This is a genomic window from Kribbella sp. VKM Ac-2568 (assembly GCF_004345365.1).
Lineage (GTDB): Bacteria > Actinomycetota > Actinomycetes > Propionibacteriales > Kribbellaceae > Kribbella > Kribbella orskensis.
In genome coordinates, this window is record NZ_SLVF01000022.1 from 58,249 (window position 1) to 74,941 (window position 16,693).

The window sequence follows — 16,693 nt, forward strand, 5'->3', positions numbered from 1 at the left end:
GAATTCTGCAAGTCTTGTCATATAGTCGCACCAGCGGTCAGTTTCGGCCGAGATCAGCAGCAACCTGCGAGGAGTGGGGAACCCGATGAGCTCGTTCGCTGACGAACTGCTGCAGAGGATCGCCGGCGCCCGGCAAGCCTTGTCGAACGCAAAAGGTGCCGGTGAGCTCGACGCCGAGCGGGTCTACGCCGGAGAACTCGACAGCCTGCTTCGACTGGCGATGGAGAACGGCGTCACCGTCCCACCAGAGCCTGCTCACCACCCACAGGACTTGAGCTGATCTGCACCACAGTGAATCGCCGTCCGCCCCGCACGACGACGCATGGAAGGCAACGATGCGCTACGTAGTGACCCATTACAGGCCAGGGCAGGACGCCACTGAATCCACCGTGACCGACGCGGCCGGCGTCTCCGAACTGGTCCGCCAAGCGGCTCGGACGGGCAGCCGTGTGCACGTCAGACCCGTGCCCGAAGGAGAACAGGCAACGCCCGCATCAGGATCGGACGCCTCAACGCCCTGAGGACCCCGCGGGCGGCACAACCGGCGGACTTTTCGTCGCCTTCCGCTCCAGTGGGTTCGCTGCGATCCTGGCGGCGAGATCGTTGCGCATCGCGGCGGCGGCCGAGCTGTCCGGTTTGCGTCTCGCCTGGTCCTGGAAACACCGGACGAACTCGTCGGCCAGGCTCAGCCGCGGATACCGCTCCAGCACCTCGGTCCGGAAGCTGACAGGGAAGTCGTCGAGGTTGCGCCCCGCGATGTCGACAGCTGTGGACCTGGCCAGCAGGAAACCTTCCGGGTCCTCGCCTGGATCCACCTCGGCCCACATGTGCCGGGCGATCACCTCCGACAGACGCGCGCGTCGCTGGACCGGCCACCCGGCGCCCGCTGCGAATACCCACGCCACGCTGCCGCCGGCCACTTCGAACGGCACCATGTGGTTGTCGAACTCGTCGACCAGCCCGAGGTCATGCAGCAGCGACGCGACGAAGAGCAGTTCGGGATCGAAGGTGACACCGCGCGCCGTCCCGAAGGCTGCCGCCCACACGTACGCCCGGATCGAGTGGTTCAGCAGCGCGGGCGAACAGTAGGTCGTCGCCACGTCGACAGAGTTCACACACACCGGACTGTCGGGAAGCACAATCTCGGCCAGGCGCATGGATCGCATCACCGCAGCACACCCGCCGCGGTGGACCACGGGCCGTGACCGACCGAGTAGTTCACGACTCCCCGCCGAGCGCATCGAGCAGGCGGTCCCGGCTCAGGCCGAGTTCGAACAGCAACTCGGCGTCCGTGGCGTTGTCCGGGTTGATCCGATCGGGCAGTCGGCCGGCCACCGACTCGGCGATGTCGGGACCGAACGCACGGCGAATGACTCCGAGCGCCTCAGACTTCGTGTAAACGGCCATGATTGCCTTCCTTTCAAGAGGATGTTGGGTCCGAGGTGAGGGGGCGCGCTACTTGGTCAGAAATGCCAGCTGCCCTGCATGACCAGGACCGGTACGTCGATCTTCGGCAGGTCAGCCCGGAAGTCGGTGTGCCAGGTGGCCACGCAGTCGATCGCCCCAACGGGTGACGCAGCGACAGCGGTGTTCCGGTGGCGTTCTCCAGTCCGACGGTGCCGTAGGGCATGGCTGCTTTCCTCTCCCTGCCAGCGATCGTGAGAAGTGTGACCAGCGTGCCGCCGTCTGCTGTACGTTCGTATCCGTGAGTCCCGGGGTGATTTCGGTGTCTACCCCGGGATCAGGTCCCGATGATCCCCAGCGGCCCATTGCTGACACGGAGCTTCCGGGCAAGACTTGAAGGCAGCCGTCAAGGGCCCGACCGACGGTGGCAAATGCATTAGCGAGCGCAGCGGTACTGCTCTTGCCGTCGCGCCGTGCAGGTGGCGAACGGAGGCCGAGATGGCCAGCGAACCGGCGATCAGACTCGTGGACGACGTCGACGGAACGACCCGACACGCAAGCAAAGTCGACTGTTGAGCACCATCGCGCCTCTCTTGCGCGGACGGCAGGCCGAGTGCCGGCAGCTCGAGCTGCTGGTCGACGCCGCCCGCCACGGTAGGAGCCAGGCCTTGGTGATCTCCGGTGAGGCCGGGATCGGCAAGTCGGCGTTGCTGGACTACCTGGTGGCCGAGGCCTCCGGCTGCCGCGTGATCCGGGTGGTCGGCGTACAGGTCGAAGCGGAACTCGCTTTCGCTGGGCTGCACCAGCTGTGTTCGCCGCTGCTGGACCAGCTCGACCGTCTCCCCGCGCCGCAGCGTGAGGCGCTTGGCACGGCCCTCGGCTTGCAGAACGGCCTCGCGCCGGACAGATTCCTGGTGGGGCTGGCGGTGTTGAGCCTGATGGCTTCCGCCGCGGCTGAGCGTCCTCTGCTGTGTGTGGCTGACGACGCGCAGTGGCTGGATCGGACCTCCGCGGAAACTCTTGCCTTCGTCGGGCGTCGGTTGGTGGCGGAGTCGGTCGGGTTGGTGTTCGCGATGCGGGACCCGGCTGACGAGCAGGCGTTTGCCGGGCTGCCGCAACTGGTCCTGGGCGGCCTACCTCCCCAGGACGCGCGAGAACTGCTGGCTGCGGTGGTTCCTGGAGCGTTGGACGAGCGGGTGCGCGACCGCATCGTCGCCGAGACCCGCGGAAACCCGCTGGCCTTGCTGGAGCTACCTCGAGAGCTGATCTCGGCCGAGCTGACGGGTGGGTTTCGCCTGCCGGGCGCCCAGGGCCTCTCGGACCGGATCGAGGACGGCTTCCAGCGTCGACTGGCGCCGCTGCCGCCCGACACACGCCGGCTGCTGCTGGTCGCAGGTGCGGATCCGACCGGCGACCCGGCGCTGATCTACCGCGCTGCGTCGCGGCTCGGCATCGATGTCGACGGGCACGATCTCACCGCGTTCGCGGGACTGCTGCACTGGGGCACGCAGGTGACCTTCCACCATCCACTCGCCCGTTCGGCTGTCTATCGAGCGGCCTCGCCCGACGAGCGCCGGGAAGCACACCGTGCGCTCGCCGAAGCCACCGATCCGGTCCACGACGCCGACCGTCGCGCGTGGCATCTCGCCCACGCGACTGAGGGGCCTGACGAAGACGTCGCCGCCGAACTGGAACGCTCGGCAAGGCGGGCACGGGCCCGGGGCGGACTCGCCGCGGCCGCTGCCTTCCTCGAACGAGCGACGCAACTCACCCCGGGCCGCGCGCGACAGGCGCACCGCGCGCTAGCAGCCGCCCGAGCCAAGCTCCAGATCGGTGCGGTCGAATCGACGCTGGCTATGCTCTCTGTAGCCGAGGAGGGGCCGCTCGACGACCTCCAGCGGGCGCATATCGAATTGCTGCGGGCAGAAGCCGCCTTCGCCTCGAATCGCGGTTCTGAGGCCCCCTCGCTGTTACTTGCCGCCGCACGCCGACTCGAATCGCTGGACGGCAAACTCGCTCGTGATACCTATCTGGACGCGCTTTCCGCCGCCATGTTCGCCGGGCGCCTGGCTGATCGCACGGGTGTCGGTGTGGTGGAGGTCGCGCGGGCGGCACGGCGGACACCCCGCTCGCGTGAGCCGGACAATGGTGAACTGCTCCTTGAAGCGCTCTCTACGCGCTTCACCGACGGGTACGCGGCCGCGGCTCCACTGGCAAAGCGAGCGCTGCGGGCGTGCTGCAGTACCGAGATCACCGCGGAGGAGGGACTTCGCTGGCTTTGGCTGGCCGAAGCCATCGCGGCGGACCTGTGGGACGACCAGAGCTGGGAGGTCCTGACCAGCCGCCATCTCAGGCTGGCGCGGGAGTCGGGCGCACTTGGCGAACTTGTCCTCGCGCTCAACTCGCGCATCGTCCTTGAGTTGTTCGCCGGCCACTTCAGGGCAGCGGGGACCCTCACCGACGAAGCATGCGTCGTCACTGAGACGATCGCCGGCAGCATCGTCCCCTATGGCGCCGTCTGGCTCGCCGCCTGGCATGGCCGCGAAGACGAAGCAGTCCGGCTGATCAGAACCGCGGCCGCCGAGGCTCTGGCCCGCGGCGAGGGAATAGGCCTGACGGTCACGCAAGCTGCCGGCGCCATGCTCGCCAACGGTCTCGGGCACCACGAACGCGCAATGGACGAAGGCCGACTGGCCAGCGAGTCGCCACGGGAGCTAGCTGCACCCAATTGGGGACTTGCCGAGTTGGTCGAGGCGGCCGCCCGTGTCGGTAACGGCAAGCTCGCTGCCGAGGCCTTCGCGCGCCTCTCGGAGATGACGACTGCAAGTGGCACCGAGTGGGCGATGGGGCTCGACGCCCGGGCACGCGCATTACTCAGCGACGACGACAGCGCCGAGCCGCTCTACCGCGAGGCAATCGATCGGCTCAGCCGCACGCGGGTAAGCGCCGAGCTGGCCAGGGCCAGGCTGCTGTACGGCGAGTGGCTGCGTCGCCGTGGTCGCAGCTTGGACGCGCGCGAACAGTTGCGTGAGGCGTACGAGATGTTCACCGCGATGGAAGCCGAGGCGTTTTCCGAGCGCGCGCACCGCGAACTCGTGGCCACGGGGGAGAAAGCCCGCAAGCGCACCGTGACCACCACCGATCAGCTCACGGCCCGGGAGGCTCAGGTCGCTCGGCTGGCGCGGGACGGTCTGTCGAATCCCGAGATCGGCACGCGTCTGTTCCTGAGTCCGCGCACCGTCGAGTATCACCTGGGAAACGTCTTCGCCAAGCTCGGCATCACCTCGCGCCACGAGCTCGGCAACGTGCCCAGTAGCGTCCGATAACGACCGGCACCCATACCCGCTAGGCGCCGGGTGCGGACCTAGTCGAGGTCGATGCGGACCGTTAGCGGGTTCGTGCTCATGACGTGGGAGGCGCTCAGGCAGAGCCGGCGCCAGCCGTTGTCCCGACCGAGCTCTCGCCGTCGCTCGCCCGGGTCGTCGCGGTCGACGATGTGAGCCGTCCCGGTCATCCACCTGCCGCCGGCGCTGAAGCGGACTCGCACCCGGGGGTCACTTTCGATATTCCGAACGTAGTCGGTGCGCCGCCCGTGCTGGGCGATCAGCCAGAACGTGGTGCCTTCCAGTCCGTTACAGATCGGCGTGCGATGCGGCTGCCCTGTGTGTCGCCCGATCGTTTCGAGATGGGCGTCGCCAGGCGGTGCCAGTCCCAGCCACCACACCAGGCGCACGGGAGGGTCGACGACGAGGCGCTGAAACAGCCGTACAGCGTGATACTTCCGATCGGACCCGATCATGTTGTCCCCGTGACAACTCGGTAGGTGGACATGTGACACCCCTTTCGTCTCTGTGAGTGGACTGCTCTACCGCAGGTGTAGAGCGAAGGCTGCACCGGCCCTAAGCCACTTGCGGCCTCTCGACAACCGTGCGGGATCCGAGCGGACTGGTGCACTCCAGCCGCACCCGGTCCGCGCTGACCAGACCGAGCTGTACCGCTCGCGGAGGCATCATCGCGTTGATGGCCCAGTCTGCCGCGGTGCGGGTCCGGTTGCCGGGGAGCGAGAGGAGGTGGTAGCCGCGAGTGACGGTCTTGGCGGCGAGGCCGGACAGGGGTATGTGCAGCGGATTGGCGGCTGCCTTGCGGCCCCCGAGATCGACCAGGAAGCCGAGGTCGTGATGCTGATAGGGCTCGAGGTCGTGCCCCGTCAGCGAGGCCGCGACGTTGCGGGCCACGAGCTTGCCCTGCCGCTGGGCGTGCTGCGCGGTCATGCCGGTGATCGAGCCCGGATGCGTGAGATCGGGAACCGCCGCGCAATCCCCACAGGCGAACACGTGCGCGCGGCCGCGCACCACGAGCGTCTCGTGCACCTCGACCCGCCCATGGTCCGTCGGCAACGACAGCGCGTCGACGAGTGGGTCCGGGCGCACGCCGACACACCAGATCAGCGATCGGGTGGCGATCTCCTCACCGGTTGTCATCCGCAGACATTCCGGCCCCGCGTAGTCGACGGACTGCCCCACGCAGACCTCGACCCCACGCCGGCGCAGTACCCGCTCGGCTGTCGTCGACATCCGCGGGCTGAGTCCTGGAAGGAGCCGCTCGGCGAGGTCGGCCAGCAGCCATCGCACCCGCTGGTTCCGCAGGGCCGGGAGCTGACGAACCAGCCGTGCTGTGAACAACTGGCCCTGCGCGGCGACTTCGGTGCCGGTGTAGCCGGCTCCGACGACGACGAACGTGCACCTCGCCTCACGTTCGTCACGGTCGTCGGTCGAGGCCGCGAGCTCCAGTTGCCGGGTGATGTGGTCGCGCAGATACAACGCCTCGGAGATGCCACGGAACCCGTGCGCGTACTCGGCGACGCCGGGAATCGGGAGCAGCTTGTTCACGCTCCCCGCGGCCAGCACCAGACGATCGAACTCCATGGCGCTGCGCCGCCCCTCGGGGCTGACCCATTCGACCCGGTGCCCGTCGATGTCGATGTGCGAGACGGTGCCGAGCACCAACTTGACCTTTGGGAGGCGGTCCGGCAGGGACACGCAGATACGGCGGGGCTCGAGGATCCCGGCACCTACCTCGGGCAGCAAGGGAACGTAGAGGAAGTAGTCGGTCGGGTTGATCAACACGATCTCGGCGCCGGGCGCGTACTTCTGCAGACCCCTGGCCGCGTGGAAGCCCGCGAATCCGGCTCCTACGATCACTACACGTGGAACGCTCATAGCTGGTCAGGGGCGCCGGTACTGAGAGGAGCCCGGTCGCCCCGTCCTCCTGTCCGTTCGTTCGTGGACGTTTCCGTTCGGATCAGCGTGCCGTTGGACGGTGATGCATCGCATCCGGGAGGCACGGGGCCGGCTCACCAGGCTTTCGCACCGGGGGCCGTTTGAAGAACGTGGCTTGGGCATCTTGGCTCCGGAATCGAACGGGGTTACGTTTCGAAGATGTTGGTTGATCGGCGTAGCGAGTGCCGGCACGTCGACGAGCTCCTCGCCGACGTCCGACGAGGCATCAGCCAGTCCCTGGTGATCTCCGGTGACGCCGGGATCGGCAAGTCGGCGTTGCTGGAGTACCTGGTGGCCGAGGCTTCCGGCTGCCGGGTGATCCGGGTGGCCGGCGTACAGGCGGAGGCGGAGCTGGCCTTCGCCGGCTTGCATCAGCTGTGTTCGCCGCTGCTGGATCGGCTGGACCGCGTTCCCGCGCCACAGCATGATGCGCTCGGCACGGCTTTCGGTCTACGGGCAGGCCCGGCTCCGGACCGCTTTCTGGTCGGGCTGGCCGCGTTGAGTCTGCTGGCTGTCGCCGCTGCCGAGCGTCCCCTGGTGTGTGTTGTCGACGACGCCCAATGGCTCGATCAGATGTCCGCGGAGACTCTTGGGTTCGTAAGTCGTCGGCTGGTGGCGGAGTCGGTCGCGCTGGTGTTCGCGGCGCGCGATCCGGTCGATGAGCGGGCGCTCGCGGGGCTCCCAAGGCTCGTTGTCGGCGGCCTACCTCCCGAGGACGCCCGAGAACTGCTGGCCGCGGTGATTCCTGGAGCGTTGGACGAGCGGGTGCGCGACCGCATCGTCGCGGAGACACGCGGAAACCCGCTGGCCTTGCTGGAGCTGCCGCACGAGTTGGGCTACGCCGAACTCGCCGGTGGTTTCGGCCTGCTGGACGCCAAGAACCTCGCGGGCCGGATCGAGGACAGCTTCCGGCGTCGGCTCGCGCCACTGTCGCCTGATCTGCGTCGGCTGCTCCTGGTCGCCGCGGTTGAGCCTGCGGGGGAACGGGCGCTCGTGGATCGCGCGGCGCAGCGGCTCGGCATCGCCGTCGACGCGGTGGACCCCGCGGAGTTCGCGGGCCTGCTGCAGACCGGAGATCGGATCACCTTCCGGCATCCGCTGGTGCGCTCGGCCATCTACCGAGAAGCGACCTCGGAGGAACGCCGGGAGGCGCATCGTGCGCTCGCTGAGGTCACCGATCCCGCGAGCGACGCCGATCGCCGCGCGTGGCACCTCGCCCACGCAGCAAGCGGTCCGGACGAGGAGGTGGCCGGGGAGTTGGAGCGCTCGGCCGGCCGGGCTCGGGACAGAGGCGGTCTGGCTGCGGCGGCCGCGTTCCTCGAGCGTGCAGCGAAGCTGACACTCGACCCGGAGCATCGGGCTGGACGGGCGGTCGCCGCCGCGCAGGCCAAGCTCCAGGCGGGCGCGTTCGATGCGGCAGTGGACCTGCTGGCCATGGCCGAAGTCGGCCCCCTGGGCGAACTCGAACAGGCCCAGGTGGAGATGTTGCGGGCCCAGCTTGCGTTCGTCACGAGCCGGGGCCGAGACGCGCCGCCGCTGCTGTTGAAGGCGGCCAAGCGGCTCGAGCCGATCGACGCTGATCTTTGCCGGGCGACCTACTTGGACGGGCTGACCGCCGCCATGTTCGTGGGCGCCCTGGCCAGTCCGGGTGGGGGCACGTTGGATGTAGCCCGCGCTGCCGGTACCGCGCCGCGCCCGCCGCACGGCGTGCGGGCGCCGGACCTTCTCCTGGACGGACTGGCGGCGAACTTCAACCAGGGATATGCGGCGGGAGTGCCCTTCTTGCGGGAGGCTCTGGCGGTCTTCGGCAAGGGAATGTCCGCGGATGAGGAGCTGCGCTGGTTGTGGCTGGGGACCGAGGCGGCCTTGCATCTGTGGGACGACGAGGCGTGGCACGCACTCTCCTCTCGGTACGTCGAGCTTGCGCGCGCGAGTGGCGCGTTGAGTGAACTTCCGCTCGCACTCAGCACGCGCGCCTACATGCTGCTGTTCGCCGGCGACCTGACTGCCGCGACGTCGCTGGTCGCCGAGGGACAGGCGGTAACCGAGGCGACGGGCAGCAACCTCGCGCCGTACAGCGCCATGGCTCTCGCCGCGTTCTGCGGAAGGCAGGCCGAGACAGCGGCCCTGATCGAGGACACCATCAGGGACGTGACCCGCCGAGGCGAAGGCATCGGGATAGCTGTCGCGCACTGGACCAACGCAGTCCTCTACAACGGCCTCGGCAACTATCCTGAGGCGATGGCGGCCGCGGAGGAGGCCCTCCGGCACCAGCAGTACCCCGATCTGCGGTACCCCGGCGTGGCGAACTGGGCCGCCACCGAGTTGATCGAGGCAGCCGCCCGCAGCGGGCGGCGGCAGACCGCCGCCGAAGCCTTCGAGTGGATCGCCGCGATGACCGGAGCCAGTCGCACCGAGTGGGCGCTAGGCCTGGAGGCTCGGTGTCGCGCGTTGCTGAGTGAAGGTGACGACGCCGAGCCGCTGTATCGGGAGGCGATCGAGCGGCTGAGCCGTACGCGAGTGCGTGGGGAGCTGGCTCGGGCCACGTTGCTGTACGGCGAGTGGCTGCGTCGGCGGGGTCGCCGTGTCGATGCGCGGGACCAGTTGCGCGCGGCGCATGAAATCTTCACGTCGACGGGTGCTGAGGCGTTCGCCGAGCGGGCACGTCATGAGTTGGTGTCGACGGGCGAGAGAGCCCGGAAGCGGACGGTGACCACCACCGGTCACCTCACGGAGCGGGAGGCGCAGGTCGCTCGGCTGGCGCGTGACGGTCTGTCGAATCCCGAGATCGGCACCCGGCTGTTCTTGAGTCCACGCACGGTGGAGTACCACCTGGGAAACGTCTTCGCCAAGCTCGGGATCAGTTCACGCCACGAGCTCGATCGTGCTTCCGGCGCCTGAGGGACGGGCTCGCTCCACTCGTCAAGACTCTTGGCGAGTGGAGTTCACGGGTCCCAGGAACGCCAGGACCTCTTGACGGAGTTCGGTCATGCTGTGCTGGTCCGATGCTTCGACGTTGAGGCGGAGCAACGGTTCGGTGTTGGACGGGCGCAGATTGAACCAGGCTCCGTCCGGCAGGGTGATGGTCAGACCGTCCAGCCGGTCCACAGCGGCGCCGTTCGCTGCGTAGTGCTTCTCGACGCGGTCCAGAACGGCAGGAATGTCGGTGACGGTGCGGTTGATCTCGCCGCTGTCGGCGTAGCGGGAGAACTGGGCGGTGAGTGTTGACAGCGGCTGGTCGGTTTGCCTGAGGGCTGCCAGCACGTGCAGCGCGGCCAGCATGCCGGTATCGGCACGCCAGAACTGGCGGAAGTAGTAGTGGCCTGAGTGTTCCCCGCCGAACACTGCGTCGTACTCCGCCATGACTTGCTTGATGAACGAGTGTCCGACCCGGGTGCGGACGGGTCTTCCGCCGTGTTCGGTGATCTGCTCGGCGACTGCTTTGCTCGTGATGACGTTGTAGACGATCGCCGCGCCGGGATACACGGCAAGCGTCCGGGTGGCAATCAGACTGATGATGTTGTTGGGAGACACGGCATCGCCGTTCTCGTCGACGAAAGCGCAGCGATCGGCGTCCCCGTCGAAGGCGAGGCCGACATCGGCCTGGTGCCGACGCACGGCAGCGCGCAGGTCGACCAGGTTGGCGGGGTTCAGCGGGTTGGCCTCGTGATTCGGGAAGGTGCCGTCGAGCTCGAAGTACAGCGGCACGATCTCGAAGGCCGGGTGGTCGAGTACGACGGGCGCGGTCCGCCCGGCCATGCCGTTGCCCGCGTCGACCACGACCTTCAACCGCCTGTCGCCCGCGAGGTCCACCAGGCCGCGAAGGTATTCGGAGTACGCGGGCAGCAGGTCCTCACGACGCGTGATTCCGGCCGGGCCGTCATGGTCCGACAGGCCGGTCTCCAGCAGGGACTTGATTTCGGTCAGGCCAGTGTCCCGCCCGACGGGTGCCGCCCCGGGACGGCAGAGCTTGATGCCGTTGTAGGCAGGGGGATTGTGGCTGGCGGTGATCATCGCGCCCGGCACATCACGCGCACCGGAGGCAAAGTAGAGCAGATCGGTGGAGGCCAGCCCGATCGCGAGCACATCGGCTCCGCGGCTGTTGACGCCTGCGGCGAACGCATCAGCCAGTTGCGGTGAGGACAGGCGCATGTCGTGTCCGACCGCGATGAGTCCGGCGCCGCTCACGTGTGCGAAGGCGGCACCGACCTGGAAGCTCAAGTCGGCGTCGAGTTGGTCCGGCACCGTACCGCGAATGTCGTATGCCTTGATCAGGGTGTCGAGGTCTCGCATGGCTGTTCATCCTTGGCTTGTCGATGAGAAAGACGATCGGTCCAGCCTCGCGACGCCGATCTTGGCGTCGGCCATTCCGTAGAAGACGGAGTGCACGCCGTCGACCTCCTCGTCGGGGGTGTGGCCGGAGGCTGGGTTCAGCACGCCTTCGGACTCGAGGTCGTTGCCCGGCTTCGGCGTCATCACGACACCCAGGCGCGTCAGGGTATAGGGAACAGTCACAGCGAAAGACCTTTCACAACAGAAAACGAAGGGGTTCTAGGCGAAATCAGCCCTTGACCCCGGACTCGAGGCTGGAGGAGATGAATTGGCGCTGGAAGGCGATGAACAGAGCGACCGCGGGAGCGGCCAGTACACAGGCACCGGCCAGTACCGCACCGAACGGGTTCGCGGCTCGCGCCGACACGGTGGTGAGGTAGTTGGACAGGGACACGGCCAACGGCTGCAGGTCTTGTTGTTTGGTGATCAGGAACGGCCAGAGGAACTCGTTCCAGGGACCGATGAAGGTCACCAGCACACCGGTCAGCAGTGCGGGTCGCACCAGCGGGATGGCGATCCGCAGCAAGATTTCCAGCTCGTTGGCGCCGTCAACGCTCGCGGCGTCGAACAGTTCCTGCGGCAACTGGAGGAAGTATTGGCGGAAGATGAACACCGCGACCGAGTTGATCGCGAACGGCGCGATCATGCCGAGGTAGGAGTCGGCCAGGCCGTAGCTGCGCACGATCATCACGTACAGCGGGATGGTCAGCAACTGGAACGGCACCACCTGGACCAGCAGCATCAGGCCGAACACCGCACCCCGGCCGCGGAACTGCAACCGGGCCAGCGCGTAGCCGGCCAGCACCCCGAAGACCATCGTGCCGAGGATGACGCCGCCGGTGAAGATCCCGGAGTTCAGCAACGACTGCCCGAGGCTGATCGCTTTGTCGATCTCCACATAGTTCTGGCCGGTCAGGTTCCCCGGCTCGGGGAAGGCGCCCCTGACCGTCGGGTCGGGTTCGGCCTGCAGGCTGCCGATCAGCATGTAGTAGAAGGGGAACAGGAAGACGAACGCCCCGACCAGCAGAGTCAGGAAGCGCCACGGATTCGGTAGCAATCTCCTCATCAGTCGTCCTTCCCGACGAACAGGCGCTCGATGAGAGCCAGAATCAGCACTCCGATCACCAGCAGGACTCCGATCGCCGACCCGAGGTCGGGGTTGCCCTGCTCGATGCCCTTCTGGTACATCACCAGCACCGGCGAGGCCGAGGCCCCGTTGGGGCCACCGCCACCGGTGAGCAGGTAGGGCTCGGTGAACAGGTTGGCGCCGGTCACCGTGGCCAGCAGTACGACGAGTATGGTGGCCGGCCGCACGCCCGGCACGGTCACGTTCCAGAAGGACTTGATCCGGCCGGCGCCGTCCATCGACGCGGCTTCGTAGAGGTCCTTGGACACGTTCTGCAGCGCGGCCAGGTAGAGCAGGATGAAGAAGCCGAGCTGCTTCCAGGTCACGTAGATCGCGATCGTCGGCATCGCCAGTTTCGAGTTCACCAGCCACGACGGGCTCGGCGCGAGTGGGCCGAGCACCGTGTTGACCAGCCCGTTCTCGTTGAACAGGAACAGCCAGACCCCGACCACCGCGACGCTCGCCGTCACGTAGGGCACGTAGTAGCTGACCCGGAAGAACGTCCGCCACCGGATCGCGGCGTTCAGCGCGTTCGCGAGTCCGAGCGACAGCACCACGGTCAAAGGGACGTTGATCAGCAGGAAGATGCCGACGTTCAAGAACGACCGGCGCACCGCGGGGTCCGACAGCACCGTCACGTAGTTGTCGAACCCCACGAACGGCCGGTCTACGATCGCGCCGGGCGCGGTGAAGAAGTAGTCGTGGAAGGACATGTAGACCGCGAACGCCAGCGGGTAGGCGAAGATCGCGGCCAGGAACACCAGGTACGGGGCGACGAACGCCGAACCGATCGGCTGCTTACCCAACACCGTGCCCATGACCGCGCGCAGCGCTTCTCGCCTACGGCCCGCCGCCGGCCGGGCCCTCCTGGCCGGCTTGGGGACTGTGGCTGGCCGGCGGTTCATGGCTGCGCGGTGAGCTGGTCGACCTTCTGGGCGGCGCCGTCGAGGGCCGCGCCCGGATCCTGCTGACCGAAGATCACGGACTTGGAGTACGCGTCGCGGAAGGTCTGCCAGATCTCGATCGAGTTCGCCACGTTCGGCACCTCGACGGTCCGCGCGGCCTGGTCGGCGAACGACTTGTAGTCCGGGTTCTTCGTGAAGTACTCCGGGTAGGTGCCGGCCACGTCGTTGCGCAGCGGCATCTGACCGGTGCCCTCGAGCAGCATGCCGTCCTGCTCCTTGCTGGTCGCGAACTTCAGCACATCCCAGGCGGTGCCGCGGTTCTTGCAGGCCGAGTACATCGCCACGTTCTTGGCGTCGCTGAAGGTGAAGGTCTCGGACGCGGGCTTGCCGGCCGAGGTCGGCACCGGCACAGCGCCCCACTCCACCTTGCCCTTGTACGTCGCGATCGCCCACGGACCGACCACGGCCATCGCGGCGGTGCCGTCGACGAACGCGTCACCGGTGTACTTCTCCTGCGGGGCCAGCTTCTCCGCATACATGGTCCGCCAGAAGTTCGCGACCTTCTTGCCCTCGTCGGAGGCGAACTGCGACTTACCGTCCTCGACCAACTGCTTGCCGCCGGTCTCGGCCGCGAACAACGGGTAGAAGTCGAACCAGGACTGGTAGAACTCGTTGCTCGGCGCCGGGTAGATGGCCGCCTTGGCGGCCTTGGCGGCAACCAGCTTGCGCGAGGTGGCCAGGAACTCGTCGTAGGTCGCCAACGGCGGCTTGGCCGTGTCGATCCCTGCCTTGGCGAACGCCTTCTTGTTGTAGAAGATCATCACCGGGTTGTCCTTCCACGGCAACTGGTAGTACTTCCCGTCGGTCGACTTGTACTGCTCCGCGGTCTTGCCGGTACGGTCCTCGACGTACTGCTTGCCATCGCTGAAGCTGTCGAGCGCCACCAGGCCACCCTGCTTCTGGAACTGCGAAACCGACGCCGGGGACGTGTTGAAGATCAGACAAGGCGCGTTACCCGCGGTGATCGCCGCACCGATCACCTCCTCAGAGCTCTTACCGGTCGGGATCTCCTGGGCAGTCACCTTCTGGTCCGGGTGCGCGCTGTTCCAGGCCGCGACCATCTGCTTGCCCCAGGCCACTTCTTCCTTGTTGTTCGAGAGCCAGACGGTAATCGCACCCCTGGCTTGCGCCGCCGCGTCGGCATCACCGCCACCGTCCCCGCAGGCTGCGGCAGCGCCCGCCAAGGCAAGAGCCAGCGCGGCGGCGGTGATCTTGCGTTTCATGATTCCTCCAATGGTTGAGAGCGGCTGCCTGGCGCACGGCAACGCATCTGCAGGCATGTTCCGGGAGTTCAGCGTCGGCCATGGGTGGGATCCACGGTGAGGATGCTGGTGGCGAGCAGACGACGCTCGTTCACGCAGGAGCAATGAGCGCAGAGGTACAGGTCGCAATGCTGATGAGTGAACTCGCTGATCGGCGGGAACACCCATTTGACTTGGGCCCGGGTACTGGGACCGCAGCGGGCGCAGCTTTCGTTGGGATCGAACGCGCGGTCCACTGCGCTCAATGGCGTCATCCACGGGTCTGGAACGAGCACGGATGTCGGCATCTCGGTTTCGATGGTCATGGCAACGCCTTTCTGTCCGTTGGGTTGGCGGCACAGGTGCTCAGTAGCCGGGGCCGATGGGGTTTTGAGTCATGGAGCCAGCCGGGCTGGGGTTGGTGACGGGCGCGCCGGCCGGCGACACGACGGTCCAGACGCCGCCGTTGAGGTTGACGCCCTGACCGTTGGTCTGGCCTGGCGTGGAGTCGCCGACGAAGGTGTAGACGGGGTGGCCGGCGACGGTCAGTTGGCGGTTGCCGTCGGCGCGGGTGGCCATGCCCAGCGTGCCGGTCACACCGGGCAAGGATTTCGGGAGCGGCGCCGGCGCCGGCACGTACGGCCAGTTGGCCGCGCACCCTGCGGCGCAGGTCGACATGCTGTTCTTGTCGTTGGCGAACTCGTACACAGTGCGGCCTTGTCCGTCGACGAGGATGGTGCCCAGTGCGGTAGCTTGCGCGCTGACCGTGGAGCCGGTGGCCGTCGGCACCGGCACCGACCCGGCTGCGCCGGCGGGGCTGCCGGAGTCGTTGCCGCAGCCGGCCGCGGTCAACGTGAGTGCGGCGGCCGCGAGGGACGTCAGTGCGACCTGACGCCGGCGGTGGATCCTGTCTGACGTCCGACTCGTGCTCATGATTGGCTGCTCCCTCGGCGAACTGATCTTTGGTGTTGCTGACGGATCTACGGTCGCCTGATTGCCGCGCGTTGGACCCCGGTGATGCCCGGGGTTCGATCCCGGGTTTCCACAACCAGGGGCACGAGCGAACCGCTGGAACACACACCGTGACCCAGCCGTGCGCCAGCGTGTTTCTTGATCTCGGAGATCACGCTGTCGATGTGGATGCGTCCCCAGGTTCCTATTGGCAGTGGTGATCTCGCCACGTCAGGCCCCCAACGTCAGCGGTCGGTGACTGCTCAACGTCTCGGCTGTCGGAGACTCCGCGAGGAGGACATGAGGCCGCAGGCAATGTGACTCACAGTCACGAGTTGGTCGAGGCTCATCTGGCCGGTGTGACCAGCTCCAGATGGCCCTCGCTGTTGGTGCGGACCCGCCGCAACTGCGCAAGCTCGTCTTCCTCGCTCGTGGTCAACCCGCCATCACCGGTGCCGGCATCTCGTTCGGCCTGCGCCGCCGTACCTTCGACAGACTCGACCCTGGCGTGAGGTCAGCTCGATCGTCAGACCTCCACGTTCGAGCTGATCCGACGCCAGGCCGCGCGGGTGCCGTCGTCAGTGGGGAAGAACGCCTCGATGCGCAGTTCCTGGGTGGTGACGTCGGTCGGCGTACCAATGGTGGAGACAACCGAGAAGAGCTCGACGACCTCGTCACCGAGGGCGAACCGGACGTCGATCACCGGCGCGGTCGGCGAGGCCGAACCCGGGTCCGCAAGCAGCTCGGCGACGTCCGGAAGCGCTCGCAGCCGACGGACCAGCTCCGCGGTGTCGCGGTCGAGGACGCCGCCGACGGCCTCCCGGCCGCTCCGCTCGAGCAGCGCGGTCGCGACCGCGGCCCAGTTCAGCACGCTGCGGCGGACGGGACCGGGCTCGATCATGAGCCGCAGGACGTTGGCCGGTGTTGGCATCGGGTCGGGTGCTAGCAGCCGACCGAACAGCAGCCGCGCGCCGCGATTCGCACGTAGCACGTTCCAGCCGCGGTCCATCACAACCGCCGGGTACGGCTCGTGCTGGTCGAGCATCGAGGTCAGCGCCGCCTCGATCCGGCCGAGCTGCGCGCTGCCGAGCTGCGCCACCGGATAGCGCGGGGCGAAGCCCGCGGCAAGCAGCAGCGCGTTGCGTTCCCGCAGAGGCACGTCGAGCGCGCGGGCCAGCCGCAGTACCATCTCGCGGCTCGGCCTTGCCCGGCCAGTCTCCACGAAGCTCACGTAACGCGGAGTAGTGCTGGCGACCGAGGCGAGGTCGAGCTGGCTGGTCCGGCGGACCGCTCGCCAGTGCCGCAGCAGCTCGCCGAAGTCTGCTGATTGATCAGCCTGCCACATTCGAACAGCGTATGTCATGCGTTGGCCGCACTCCCTTCCCTCGTTGGGAA

At 67.5% G+C, this 16,693-nt stretch carries 15 protein-coding genes; 3 read left to right on the top strand and 12 right to left on the bottom strand.

All coding sequences use genetic code 11. The annotated features are described in order from the left end of the window. Positions 1-85 precede the first annotated feature (85 nt). Positions 86-280: a hypothetical protein gene (locus EV648_RS40645; protein WP_132301521.1), complete on the top strand. Its 195-nt coding sequence runs from the start codon at positions 86-88 to the stop codon at positions 278-280. A gap of 229 nt (positions 281-509) precedes the next feature. Here EV648_RS40645 and EV648_RS40655 read toward each other — a convergent pair whose 3' ends face one another. Together EV648_RS40655 and EV648_RS40660 are read right to left on the bottom strand one after the other, a co-directional pair. Continuing rightward, positions 510-1,100, bottom strand: a complete 591-nt coding sequence (locus EV648_RS40655; RefSeq protein ID WP_199235123.1) for a hypothetical protein — start codon at positions 1,098-1,100, stop codon at positions 510-512. Positions 1,101-1,218: 118 nt separating this feature from the next. After that, a complete protein-coding gene (locus EV648_RS40660; RefSeq protein ID WP_132301525.1) occupies positions 1,219-1,407 on the bottom strand; it encodes a hypothetical protein in 189 nt (62 codons plus the stop codon). A gap of 569 nt (positions 1,408-1,976) precedes the next feature. On the opposite strand from EV648_RS40660, the gene EV648_RS40670 reads away from it, so the two are divergent. After that, positions 1,977-4,730 (top strand): AAA family ATPase, encoded by a 2,754-nt coding sequence (locus EV648_RS40670; protein WP_206751966.1) that lies wholly within the window; start codon positions 1,977-1,979, stop codon positions 4,728-4,730. Between the two features lie 38 nt (positions 4,731-4,768). Here EV648_RS40670 and EV648_RS40675 read toward each other — a convergent pair whose 3' ends face one another. Further along, positions 4,769-5,203, bottom strand: a complete 435-nt coding sequence (locus EV648_RS40675; RefSeq protein ID WP_132301527.1) for a nitroreductase/quinone reductase family protein — start codon at positions 5,201-5,203, stop codon at positions 4,769-4,771. A gap of 100 nt (positions 5,204-5,303) precedes the next feature. Beyond that, the gene (locus EV648_RS40680) at positions 5,304-6,623 is read right to left on the bottom strand and encodes an NAD(P)/FAD-dependent oxidoreductase (RefSeq protein WP_132301529.1); all 1,320 of its coding nucleotides are present in this window, start codon (positions 6,621-6,623) and stop codon (positions 5,304-5,306) included. A 219-nt stretch (positions 6,624-6,842) separates the two neighbouring features. Between EV648_RS40680 and EV648_RS40685 the strand changes: the two genes are divergently transcribed. Beyond that, the gene (locus tag EV648_RS40685) at positions 6,843-9,584 is read left to right on the top strand and encodes a helix-turn-helix transcriptional regulator (protein ID WP_132301531.1); all 2,742 of its coding nucleotides are present in this window, start codon (positions 6,843-6,845) and stop codon (positions 9,582-9,584) included. 21 nt (positions 9,585-9,605) lie between these two features. Here EV648_RS40685 and EV648_RS40690 read toward each other — a convergent pair whose 3' ends face one another. From EV648_RS40690 to EV648_RS40725, 8 genes are all read right to left on the bottom strand, one after another. Then, a complete protein-coding gene (locus tag EV648_RS40690; protein WP_132301533.1) occupies positions 9,606-10,976 on the bottom strand; it encodes a phosphomannomutase/phosphoglucomutase in 1,371 nt (456 codons plus the stop codon). A gap of 6 nt (positions 10,977-10,982) precedes the next feature. Then, complete coding sequence (locus EV648_RS44605) at positions 10,983-11,198, bottom strand: hypothetical protein (protein WP_132301535.1); 216 nt, start codon at positions 11,196-11,198, stop codon at positions 10,983-10,985. 46 nt (positions 11,199-11,244) lie between these two features. Then, on the bottom strand, positions 11,245-12,081 hold the full coding sequence (locus EV648_RS40700; RefSeq protein ID WP_132301537.1) for a carbohydrate ABC transporter permease: 837 nt from the start codon (positions 12,079-12,081) through the stop codon (positions 11,245-11,247). Then, positions 12,081-12,959, bottom strand: coding sequence for a carbohydrate ABC transporter permease (locus EV648_RS40705; protein WP_132301539.1), 879 nt, complete (start codon positions 12,957-12,959; stop codon positions 12,081-12,083). Before EV648_RS40705 ends, EV648_RS40700 begins: the two co-directional genes overlap by 1 nt. A gap of 83 nt (positions 12,960-13,042) precedes the next feature. Further along, the gene (locus tag EV648_RS40710; protein ID WP_132301541.1) at positions 13,043-14,329 is read right to left on the bottom strand and encodes an extracellular solute-binding protein; all 1,287 of its coding nucleotides are present in this window, start codon (positions 14,327-14,329) and stop codon (positions 13,043-13,045) included. Positions 14,330-14,397: 68 nt separating this feature from the next. Continuing rightward, on the bottom strand, positions 14,398-14,673 hold the full coding sequence (locus tag EV648_RS40715) for a hypothetical protein (protein ID WP_132301543.1): 276 nt from the start codon (positions 14,671-14,673) through the stop codon (positions 14,398-14,400). Between the two features lie 40 nt (positions 14,674-14,713). After that, a complete protein-coding gene (locus EV648_RS40720; protein ID WP_132301545.1) occupies positions 14,714-15,280 on the bottom strand; it encodes a hypothetical protein in 567 nt (188 codons plus the stop codon). A 544-nt stretch (positions 15,281-15,824) separates the two neighbouring features. After that, positions 15,825-16,643 carry a helix-turn-helix domain-containing protein gene (locus EV648_RS40725; RefSeq protein ID WP_132301547.1) on the bottom strand — a complete coding sequence of 273 codons (819 nt, stop codon included), beginning with the start codon at positions 16,641-16,643 and terminating at the stop codon, positions 15,825-15,827. Positions 16,644-16,693: the final 50 nt, after the last annotated feature.

What these genes read in the sequence shown, in the direction of transcription:
- EV648_RS40645 (WP_132301521.1), top strand. Translation starts at nt 86, where the DNA reads ATGAGCTCGTTCGCTGACGAACTGCTGCAGAGGATCGCCGGCGCCCGG.
- EV648_RS40660 (WP_132301525.1), bottom strand. Translation starts at nt 1,407, where the DNA reads ATGGCCGTTTACACGAAGTCTGAGGCGCTCGGAGTCATTCGCCGTGCG.
- EV648_RS40675 (WP_132301527.1), bottom strand. Translation starts at nt 5,203, where the DNA reads ATGATCGGGTCCGATCGGAAGTATCACGCTGTACGGCTGTTTCAGCGC.
- EV648_RS40680 (WP_132301529.1), bottom strand. Translation starts at nt 6,623, where the DNA reads ATGAGCGTTCCACGTGTAGTGATCGTAGGAGCCGGATTCGCGGGCTTC.
- EV648_RS40685 (WP_132301531.1), top strand. Translation starts at nt 6,843, where the DNA reads ATGTTGGTTGATCGGCGTAGCGAGTGCCGGCACGTCGACGAGCTCCTC.
- EV648_RS40690 (WP_132301533.1), bottom strand. Translation starts at nt 10,976, where the DNA reads ATGCGAGACCTCGACACCCTGATCAAGGCATACGACATTCGCGGTACG.
- EV648_RS40700 (WP_132301537.1), bottom strand. Translation starts at nt 12,081, where the DNA reads ATGAGGAGATTGCTACCGAATCCGTGGCGCTTCCTGACTCTGCTGGTC.
- EV648_RS40705 (WP_132301539.1), bottom strand. Translation starts at nt 12,959, where the DNA reads ATGGGCACGGTGTTGGGTAAGCAGCCGATCGGTTCGGCGTTCGTCGCC.
- EV648_RS40710 (WP_132301541.1), bottom strand. Translation starts at nt 14,329, where the DNA reads ATGAAACGCAAGATCACCGCCGCCGCGCTGGCTCTTGCCTTGGCGGGC.
- EV648_RS40715 (WP_132301543.1), bottom strand. Translation starts at nt 14,673, where the DNA reads ATGACCATCGAAACCGAGATGCCGACATCCGTGCTCGTTCCAGACCCG.
- EV648_RS40720 (WP_132301545.1), bottom strand. Translation starts at nt 15,280, where the DNA reads ATGAGCACGAGTCGGACGTCAGACAGGATCCACCGCCGGCGTCAGGTC.
- EV648_RS40725 (WP_132301547.1), bottom strand. Translation starts at nt 16,643, where the DNA reads ATGTGGCAGGCTGATCAATCAGCAGACTTCGGCGAGCTGCTGCGGCAC.